The 3,133-nt window shown below is 67.6% G+C and carries 2 protein-coding genes; both read left to right on the forward strand.

Annotated features, from left to right (window positions below; all coding sequences use genetic code 11):
* The coding region (locus AC1DZ6_RS22200; protein WP_477099292.1) for an MFS transporter at positions 1-1,110 on the forward strand (1,110 nt) is incomplete at its 5' end.
* Between the two features lie 16 nt (positions 1,111-1,126).
* Positions 1,127-2,980 (forward strand): DUF8034 domain-containing protein, encoded by a 1,854-nt coding sequence (locus tag AC1DZ6_RS22205; RefSeq protein ID WP_477099293.1) that lies wholly within the window; start codon positions 1,127-1,129, stop codon positions 2,978-2,980.
* The last annotated feature ends 153 nt before the right edge of the window (positions 2,981-3,133 follow it).

Here is a 3,133-nt window from a genome sequence, read left to right on the forward strand (position 1 = left end):
TTGCTGGACCGGTTCGGCTCCAAGAAGATCTACACCGCCGCCCTCGTCMTGTGGTCGGGCTTCACCCTGCTGCAGGGGTTCGCCGGGATCTTCAGCGGCCTAGCCGCGGCCTTCGCGCTGTTCGCCATGCGCTTCATGGTCGGCCTGGCCGAGTCGCCGTCCTTCCCCGCCAACGCCCGCATCGTCGCCGCCTGGTTCCCCGGGCCGGAGCGCGGCACCGCCTCGGCGATCTTCAACTCGGCCCAGTATTTCTCGCTGGTCGCCTTCGCGCCGCTGATGGGCTGGTTGGCCCATAGCTTCGGCTGGCGCTCGGTGTTCTTCGTGATGGGCGCTGTCGGCATCGTGGCGGCGTTCTTCTTCGTGCGGTTCATCCACAGCCCCATGGACCACCCGAAGATCAACCAGGCCGAGTTCGACTATATCGAGGCCGGCGGCGGCCTGGTGCGCATCGAGGACAAGAACGCCGCCAACGGCGCGGCCTTCACCTGGGCCAACGTCAAGCAGGTGCTGACCAACCGCATGCTGCTGGGCGTGTATCTGGGCCAGTACTGCATCAACGTGCTGACCTATTTCTTCGTCACCTGGTTCCCGATCTACCTGGTCAAGGAGCGCGGGCTGTCGATCATGCAGGCCGGCTTCACCGCCGCGTTGCCCGCCTTGTGCGGTTTCGCCGGCGGCATCCTGGGCGGGATGATCTCGGACGGCCTGTTGAAGAAGACCGGCAATCTGGACATCGCCCGCAAGACCCCGCTGCTGCTGGGCATGGTGCTGGCCACCAGCATCATCCTCTGCAACTTCGTGGAGCAGGAGTGGCTGGTCATCGTGATCATGGCCGGCGCGTTCTTCGGCAAGGGCGTGGCCTCGCTGGGCTGGGCCGTGGTGGCCGACACCTCGCCCAAGGAGATGGCCGGCGTCACCGGCGGCATCTTCAACACCTTCGGCAATGTGGCCGGCATCGTGACCCCGATCGTCATCGGCTACATCGTCAAGGGCACGGGCTCGTTCGACGGCGCCTTGATCTTCGTCGGCGCGCACTGCGTCATCGCCATCGCGGCCTATTTCCTGATCGTCGGCAAGATCCAGCGCCTCGAACTGAAGCCGGCCGCGTGAGCAAGTGAGCGTTTCGATGACCAGCCGCCGCCGTTTCCTGCGCACCGCCTCGGCCCTGCTGCTGGCCGCCGCCGCCTCGCCGGCCGTGGCCGCGATCCCGGTCGGGCTGGAGATCAGGACGCCGATGGCGCCGCCCGAATGGGCGCTGCTGGAGCGCGAGCTGCTGAAGGCCAACGCCGAGGCCTGCGAGGCCTTCTTCGCCCGCTATTTCGACGACCGCGGCTTTCTGCTGGCGGTCGAGCGCTGGGGCGCCAACGACGGTCCCGATGACGCCATCGAGAACGTCAACGACTGGCCGCACCTGCACGCCCTGGGCGCCAGCGACCGGCTGCTGGAGCTGTCCAAGAAGGCCTATGAAGGCAATGTCCGCCAGTACACCCTGGCCCGGACCAAGGACGTGCCGTTCGCGCGCGAGGGCATGTACTACAAGGAATTCCCGGTCATGACCGACTGGCAGCACCTCTCCGAGGGGCTGTCGGTGTTCAATCTGCTGGGACTGTCCGATCCTTACGACGCGCGCTATCGCGACCGGGTCAGGCGCTTCTCCGGTTTCTACATGAACGAGGATCCGGGCGCGCCGAACTACGATCCCCAGCACAAGATCATCCGCAGCATGATCACCGGAAGCCGGGGTCCGATGCTGCGCAAGGCCACGCCCCTGGACTGGGCCGGCGACCCGTTCGCGGTCGGCGATTTCTTCATGGAGCATGGCGAGCGCACCTACGAAGAGACCCTGCACCACTACGACGAATACACCGACGTCATCGGCGACGGCCCGCTGAACCTGCAGGTCACCAGCCTGGTGCTGAACGCCTACATGCTGGACCACGAGCCCAAGTACCGCGACTGGCTGCTGGGCTATGTCGACGCCTGGGCCGAGCGGGCCAAGGCTAACGGCGGGGTGTTGCCCAGCAATATCGGGCTGGACGGCAAGATCGGCGGCGCGACCGACGGCAAATGGTGGGGCGGCGTCTATGGCTGGGGCTTCAGCCCGATCGTGCCCCAGACCGGCAAGCGCGAGGACCGCAACCGCGTGCCGCGCGCCATCGTCGGCTTCATGAACGCCTATCTGCTGACCGGTGACGACAAGTATCTCGACGTCTGGCGCAAGCAGGCCGACGTGATCAACGCCCAGAAGAAGACCGTCGACGGCAAGGTCTCGACGCCGCGCATGTACGGCGAGACCGGCTGGTATGGCTATGCGCCGGGCGAGTATCGGACCAACGGCCTGGAGATCTGGTACCTGTCGATGAAGGCCTCCGACCGGGCGCGGGCCGCCGAACATCCGTGGCTGACCTTCCTGGACGGCAAGGACCCGGCGTTCCCCGCCAAGCTCCTGCGCAAGGACCTGGAGCAGGTGCGGGCCAAGGCCCAGGCCCAGCGCGACGACCGCTCCACGCCCGACACCCGCCTGGCCGACGCGGCCCTGGACATCAATCCGGCCAGCGCCAACGCCCTGATCCACTTGATGCAGGGCGGGATCCACATCGCCCGGCCGCCGTGGTCGCCGACCTCGCCGGCCCAGGGCGGGGCGTTGCTCTACGCCCGCTTGCGCTATTTCGACCCCGAACGCCGCCGCGCCGGCGTGCCTGAGGACGTCGCCGCCCTGGTCGAGACCTTGAGCGACGACGGCGCGGTCGTGACCCTGGTCAACACCAACACGGTGCAAGCCCGGACGGTGACCGTGCAGGGCGGCGGCTATGGCGAGCACCAGGTGCTGAGCGTGTCGACCGAAGGCGGCGCGCCCGTGGCGGTGAACAGCTCGGCCTTCACCGTGCGGCTGGCGGCCGGGGCAGGGGCGCGGCTGACGCTGAAGATGAAGCGGCACGTGAACGCGCCGACCCTGAGCTTCCCCTGGGATCGGGCTTAGTCTTCGGACGAGAGGTCGTGCCGGTGAACACCCGCCCCCTACGGGTCGCTTCGCGACCGTCTTCCCCCACAGGGGGAAGAGGAGCCGCGCGTCCTCGTCCTCCGCCCCCTATGGGGGCGGACAGGCGACGAAGTCGCCAGGTGGGGGCAACTG

This window comes from Caulobacter sp. P1_B12_2 (assembly GCF_056406675.1).